General features: G+C 64.4%; 8 protein-coding genes and 1 pseudogene. 5 read left to right on the plus strand and 4 right to left on the minus strand.

Translation table 11 applies throughout. The features are described from left to right. From lptC to H4I92_RS11025, 4 genes are read right to left on the minus strand one after another with little or no spacing between them, the layout of a single operon-like run. Window positions 1-606 (minus strand): LPS export ABC transporter periplasmic protein LptC, encoded by a 606-nt coding sequence (gene lptC, locus H4I92_RS11010; RefSeq protein WP_077530640.1) that lies wholly within the window; start codon window positions 604-606, stop codon window positions 1-3. After that, the gene (locus tag H4I92_RS11015; protein ID WP_077530641.1) at window positions 603-1,133 is read right to left on the minus strand and encodes a KdsC family phosphatase; all 531 of its coding nucleotides are present in this window, start codon (window positions 1,131-1,133) and stop codon (window positions 603-605) included. The genes lptC and H4I92_RS11015 overlap by 4 nt, the downstream gene beginning before the upstream one ends. A 9-nt stretch (window positions 1,134-1,142) precedes the next feature. Further along, on the minus strand, window positions 1,143-2,117 hold the full coding sequence (locus H4I92_RS11020) for a KpsF/GutQ family sugar-phosphate isomerase (RefSeq protein ID WP_077530642.1): 975 nt from the start codon (window positions 2,115-2,117) through the stop codon (window positions 1,143-1,145). A gap of 8 nt (window positions 2,118-2,125) precedes the next feature. Continuing rightward, window positions 2,126-3,109 carry a calcium/sodium antiporter gene (locus tag H4I92_RS11025; RefSeq protein ID WP_077530643.1) on the minus strand — a complete coding sequence of 328 codons (984 nt, stop codon included), beginning with the start codon at window positions 3,107-3,109 and terminating at the stop codon, window positions 2,126-2,128. A 128-nt stretch (window positions 3,110-3,237) separates the two neighbouring features. Between H4I92_RS11025 and mlaD the strand changes: the two genes are divergently transcribed. From mlaD to H4I92_RS11050, 5 genes and pseudogenes are all read left to right on the plus strand, one after another. Next, on the plus strand, window positions 3,238-3,687 hold the full coding sequence (gene mlaD, locus H4I92_RS11030; protein ID WP_077530644.1) for an outer membrane lipid asymmetry maintenance protein MlaD: 450 nt from the start codon (window positions 3,238-3,240) through the stop codon (window positions 3,685-3,687). Between the two features lie 41 nt (window positions 3,688-3,728). Beyond that, a complete protein-coding gene (locus H4I92_RS11035; RefSeq protein ID WP_218668199.1) occupies window positions 3,729-4,424 on the plus strand; it encodes an MlaC/ttg2D family ABC transporter substrate-binding protein in 696 nt (231 codons plus the stop codon). 112 nt (window positions 4,425-4,536) lie between these two features. Then, on the plus strand, window positions 4,537-4,782 hold the full coding sequence (locus H4I92_RS11040; protein WP_077530645.1) for a BolA family protein: 246 nt from the start codon (window positions 4,537-4,539) through the stop codon (window positions 4,780-4,782). 28 nt (window positions 4,783-4,810) lie between these two features. Next, a complete protein-coding gene (murA, locus tag H4I92_RS11045; RefSeq protein WP_077530646.1) occupies window positions 4,811-6,073 on the plus strand; it encodes a UDP-N-acetylglucosamine 1-carboxyvinyltransferase in 1,263 nt (420 codons plus the stop codon). Window positions 6,074-6,096: 23 nt separating this feature from the next. Further along, a pseudogene (locus H4I92_RS11050) lies at window positions 6,097-6,383 on the plus strand (type 2 periplasmic-binding domain-containing protein); the annotation flags it as partial.

Raw genomic sequence — 6,383 nt, forward strand, 5'->3', positions numbered from 1 at the left:
TCAACGGTTGAAGTACCGGCTGCGGACATCATTCTCGAGTCTGATCGCGCGTTCGTCGATCCAGCCCGTCATGCCCACGGCATTGGTCAGACTGCTGCGGTCGATCAGGGTCACCGGGGCGTCAGTCTGCACAATCCGTTCGTTGTTATCCAGCATCATGCGTTCACTGAGGATCAGCACATCCCCGCGTTCGGTGCTGCTGTGGCGGGCCCGGACATCCTTCTCGAGCATGAGCTCGGCTACATCGGGCCGGTACAGGCCGGTGCGCGAACGCACGAACCAGGGGGCGCCGCCGTTGCGGGCCATGAGCATGGCACGGGGGCGTTCCATGGTGATCCGATTCTCATCCTGGAACTGTTCGGCCCGGCGGGTGCGAATGCGTGACTTGAGGCGGCCCCCGCTGTCAAAGGCGCGGAAGGTGGCGTTGACCACGAAGCCGTCCGGCTTTTTCGGCCCGCGCAGGTCCGTGGCTGTGGTGTCGCGGATCGGATCATCCTCCTGGAGGACCAGCAGGGCGAGGCCCAGGAGTACGACGCCGACAATGCCCCACAGAGCAATGGAGCGGTCTCTCAGCCAGGACGGCAGCATCCAGTCGGGCAGTCTCATGGCGCACGGTACCCGTCAACCAGTTGATCCAGTACCCCGCGGCACTCCAGAAGCCACTCGCAGACCTCGCGGATGGCACCACGACCACCGGGCGCCGCGGTGCACCAGTCCGCTGACTCGCGCACCGCGGCGCAGCCGTTGGGCACACTGATGCCGACGCCGGCGGTTTCGATGGCGGCGAGATCGGGCAGGTCATCACCCACATAGGCGATGGCCTCCAGCGGTATCGAGGTCCGCTCCGAGAGTTCCCGCAGAGCTGTCAGCTTGTCCGTGCGCCCCTGGATCAGGTAACCGATGTCCAGGTTCCTGGCCCTGGCCTCCGTCAGTGGCGATGTACGGCCCGTGATGAAGGCGGTGGTCAGCCCCTGTTTCTGGATCAGCCGCAGGCCCTGGCCGTCGAGGATGCTGAAGGCCTTGAGTTCATCGCCGCTGGCGGCAAAGTAGAGGCTTCCATCGGTCAGGACGCCGTCCACGTCCATGGCCAGCAGTTGGACCATGGCGCCGCGTTCGTTCAGGCGTGCTGTCATCCGGTCCTCCTAGACCACGCCCGCGCGCAGCAGGTCGTGCATGTTGAGGGCCCCCACCAGGCGCCCCTCGCCGCTGGTTACCAGCAGGCCGTTGATCTTGTTGTCTTCCATGATCTTGAGGGCTTCGGCCGCGAGGATGTCCTCGCGCGCGGTGCGGCAGTGACTGGTCATGACGTTCCCGATAGGGGTGCTGTGGATATCCACGCCCTGATCCAGGGTCCGGCGCAGGTCCCCGTCAGTGAAGATGCCGATGACCCGGTCGCTGTCATCCACCACGGCGGTCATGCCCAGCCCCTTACGCGAGACCTCCAGCAGCGCCTCACCCAGGGGCGTCTGCTGTGTCACGCGGGGCAGGGCATCGCCGGTGTGCATCAGGTCCGAGACCTTGAGCAGCAGCCGCCGCCCGAGCGTGCCGCCGGGATGGTAGAAGGCAAAGTCTTCGGCCCCGAACCCGCGCGCCTCCAGCAGTGCCACCGCCAGGGCATCGCCCATGACCAGTGTGACCGTGGTGGAGGAGGTGGGGGCGAGGTTCATGGGGCAGGCTTCCTGCTCCACCGCGATGTCCAGATTGGCGTGTGCTTGGCGGGCCAGCTGGGAGTCGGCCTTTCCCGTCATGCTGATCAGCGAGGCGCCCTTGCGCTTGATCAGTGGCAGGATCGTGACCAGTTCGCCGGTGCTGCCGGAGTTGGAGATGGCGATGACCACATCCTCCCCGGTGATCATGCCCAGGTCGCCGTGGCTGGCTTCCCCGGGGTGCACAAAGAATGCGGGGGTTCCGGTGCTGGCCAGGGTTGCCGCGATCTTGGTGCCGATGTGGCCGGATTTGCCCATTCCCGTGACCACGACACGCCCCTTGCACTGCAGGATCAGCTCACAGGCATGGCTGAACTGGTCGTCGATGCGCGGCAGCAGAGCGTCGATGGCGTCGCGTTCCAGGGTGATGGTGCGGCGGGCCGATTCCGTGAGTGCGTCCGAAGGCGCCATGGTTCTCCTCAGAGTGCTGACAGCGTTGCGGCCGGCACCGGCGCATCGCCGGTCACCAGCAGGGCAACGTAGCCGATGTAGAATGCCAGCAGTATACCACCTCCGATCCGGCTCAGCCGCCCCTGGCGGTGGTAGACGATGGCCAGCGCCGCCAGCAGCAGTGTGACCGCCACCATGGCGCCGTAGTCGCGGGTGATGGCGTCGCTGTTGAGCGGAATACCGGCTACCAGCGCCGGCACCGCCAGCACCAGAAGCAGGTTGAACAGGTTGGAGCCAATCAGGTTGCCCATGACCATGTCATGGCGGCCCTTGAGGGCGCTGGCGATGCTGGCGGCAAGCTCCGGCAGGCTGGTTCCGACGGCGACCACGGTGAGCCCTACCACGAGCTCGCTCACGCCCAGCGTCAGCGCCAGTTCCACCGCGCCCCAGACCAGCAGCCGGGAACTGGCCAGCAGCAGTATGAGCCCACCGGTGATCTGCAGGGTCAGGACGCCGGTCGAGCGGTTTTCGTGGGGCTCCGGCATCTCTTCGGCCAGCATGCTGGCGGCCTGGCCATAGCGCACAAGCACGGTGAAAGCTACGGCCAGGATGCCAAGCATGAAAAGGCCATCCCTGGCGCTCAGGTAATCGTCCTGGAACAGCAGCCAAGTGCCAATGGTCACGATGGCGAGCAGGGGCAGCTCGATGCGGCGGGTGGGGCGGGCCAGCGCCACCGGGGCCAGAAGGGCGGTAATGCCCAGCACCAGGCCCAGGTTGGCGATGTTCGAACCGATGGCGTTGCCCACGGCAATGTCGCCGGCGTCCGTGATGGCGGCGACCACCGAGACCAGTACCTCCGGGGCCGAGGTACCGAAGGCCACCAGCGTCAGCCCGATCAGCATCGGGCTCATCCCCAGGCGCCGGGCGCTGTCGATGGCGCCGGTGATGAACTGGTCAGCGCTCCAGATCAGCAGGGTCAGACCGGCCAGGACCGCGAGCAGGGCAGTGACCATGATGTAAGGCTCCGTGGGTTGTGGGCAGCAGACTGGCGTCGTACTGTATCCGCTGGCCGGACCTTCGTACAGCCGGGGGCCGGCAGGATGATCCGGGAGGCCGGGCAGGAGAGACGATCCCATTGCACATGCAGCGTCTGGTGTTCTTTGCCCTTGGCAGTGGGGCCACGCTGGCACTGCTGCTGGTCACGGGGTGGCTGGCGCCGTCCGGGGGCAACGAACAGGCGGACGCGGGCGGGCACTACACCCTTTACGCCGAGTTTGCGGATGCCGGTACACTGGAGCGGGGTGCCCGTGTGGCACTGGCCGGAGTGACCATTGGCGAAGTGGCTGACGTACAACTGGATGCGCGTGGTTACCGGGCGAAAGTGCGGATGCGCATTGAGGAAAGCGTGGATAACCTGGCCATCGACAGCGTCGCCATCATCATGACCGCCGGCCTTCTCGGCGAGCAGTATGTGGAGATCTCGCCTGGCGGTCACCCGGAAACGCTCTCGGATAATGACTATATCGAGGACACCCAGTCGGCGATGAGTATTGAGACACTGATCCGTCGACGGATTGCCAGTCCACGCTGAAACCAGCTTGGTGGCACCGCTGCAGCACACAGGAGGACGCAGTGAACAGAATCCGGACTTTTACCCCCGCTACCCTGCTCGTGGGTTTCATCATGGCGCTGCTGACAGCACCCATGGCCATGGCCCAGTCCGAGGAGGAGAAGCTCCGGGAGTACGTACGTGAGAACAGCATCCGCCTTGTGGACAAGCTGGATGAGATCCGCGAACTCTATGACTCGGACCGTGAAGCCTTCTATGAATCCATGGATGAGGCTCTGGGTGAGTTTGTGGCCTTCCGGCGCGTGGCAGCCCGGATCATGGGCAAGTACGCACGGCAGGCGACCCCGGAGGAGCGCGATGAGTTTGTGAGTGCTTTCCGCCGCAGCCTCTACGACGCCTACGGCGGCGCGGCGGTCAGCATCGACAGCAGTGATTTTGACCTGGAAGTCGACAGCGTCGAGATCAACCCCCGCCACAAGGACCGCGCCACGGTGAACCTGTCAATCATCACCAATTCCGGTGAGCGCTACGGGGTGGCCTACTCCATGTACGAGCCGGATGACGGCAACTGGCAGGTCGAGAACGTCATCGTTGAGGGCATCAACATGGGGCTGGCATTCCGCGATCGGTTTGAACAGGAAATGCAGGCCGCCGACGGCAACGTGAGCAAGGTCATCGATGAATGGTCCACGGATGTGGGCGACATCGAAGGGCTTGAGGATGCGGTCGAGCAGGAGAAGGCCAAGGAAAACGGGTAGACGGCAACTCCGAACACAGCGTGTCAAGCACCCGTCATCTGGGCTATAATCGCGCCCCCCGGCGCGGTGTCCGCGCCGGCGACAGTAACCGCCGGAGACAACGGGAGTTTGGATGCAGGCTGAAGATGTTCAGAAACGGCTCGTGGAAGCGCTGCCGGAGTGTGAGATTGAGGTGCAGAACGACGGGAACCGTTTCCTGGTTGTCGCCGTTGGTGAGCGCTTTGCCGATCTCAACCGCGTGAAGCGCCAGCAGCTGATCTACGGGGAGCTCGAGGATCTGCTGGCGGAAGGCACCATCCATGCCCTGACAATCCGCGCCATGACGCCGCAGGAATGGCAGGCGCGCCAGAGTCAGTAAAGGCGGCCCAGAGCCCCGGGAGCATAACGTGGACAAACTGCTGATTCAGGGCGGCCAGCCGCTGCACGGCGAGATCCGAATATCCGGCGCCAAGAACTCGGCACTGCCGATACTGGCCTCAACGCTGCTGGCGGACGGCAAGGTGAGCGTGGGTAACCTGCCGCACCTGCACGACGTGACCACCATGATCGAGCTGCTCGGTCACATGGGTGTGGAGCTCATGGTCGACGAGCGTATGAGTGTCGAGGTGGATTCGACCACCATCAACAACCTCACCGCGCCCTACGAGCTGGTCAAGACCATGCGCGCCTCCATCCTGGTTCTTGGGCCCATGGTGGCCCACTTCGGTGAGGCGCATGTGTCGCTGCCAGGTGGGTGCGCCATCGGTACCCGTCCGGTCAACTTGCACCTTCAGGGGCTGGAGCAGATGGGGGCCGAGATCCAGGTCGACAGTGGCTATATCCACGCCTATGCCCCGCAGCGGCTCAAGGGAGCCCATATATTTCTGGATACGGTCACCGTCACGGGCACCGAAAACCTGATGATGGCGGCTGCGCTCGCGGATGGCGTGACCATTCTCGAGAATGCCGCGCGCGAACCCGAAGTGGTGGACCTTGCCGACTGCCTCAATGCCATGGGCGCGGATGTTCGCGGCCAGGGCACGGCGACCATCGAGATCCACGGTGTGGAACGGCTGAAGCCCTGCCACTATGAGGTACTTCCGGACCGCGTGGAGACCGGCACCTATCTCACTGCGGCCGCTGCAACGAAAGGTCATGTCCGGCTCAAGGATACCCGCGAGGACATTCTGGAGGCTGTGCTGCTCAAGCTCAGGGAGGCCGGGGCCGAGGTGAATACCGGGCCTGACTGGATCGAGCTCAACATGCACGGTCGGCGCCCGAAAGCGGTCAATTTGAGAACCGCGCCCTATCCGGCCTTCCCGACGGACATGCAGGCCCAGTTCGTGGCCATGAACGCCGTGGGCGAAGGGATTGGATCGGTGACGGAGACGGTTTTCGAGAACCGCTTCATGCACGTCCAGGAGCTGATCCGCATGGGGGCCGATATTGGCCTTGAAGGCAACACCGCCATTGTGCGCGGCGTTGACCGGCTCACCGCGGCACCGGTGATGGCCACGGACCTTCGCGCTTCGGCCAGCCTGGTGATTGCCGGGCTGGTGGCCGAGGGCGAGACCATGGTTGACCGCATCTACCACATTGACCGGGGTTACGAGTGCATCGAGGAGAAGCTCCAGCTGCTCGGCGCCACCATCCGCCGGATGCCCTCGTGACCTCCGCAGACACTGACGGGACTATGTCTGAACAGCTGACCATTGCCCTTTCCAAGGGCCGTATTCTGGAAGAAACACTGCCGCTTCTCGCCGGTGCTGGCATTGAGCCCGAAGAGGATCCGGAGAAAAGCCGGAAGCTGGTGTTTGGCACCACGGTCCCCGGGGTGCGCCTGCTGATCATTCGCGCCACGGATGTGCCCACCTATGTGCAATACGGTGGCGCGGACATGGGCGTGGCGGGCAAGGATGTGCTCATGGAACATGGCGGGGGCGGGCCCTTCCAGGCGCCGGGGCTGGCCCTTGCCCAGGG

It is taken from the genome of Vreelandella halophila (assembly GCF_019903425.1).
Classification (GTDB): Bacteria; Pseudomonadota; Gammaproteobacteria; order Pseudomonadales; family Oleiphilaceae; genus Halospina; species Halospina halophila.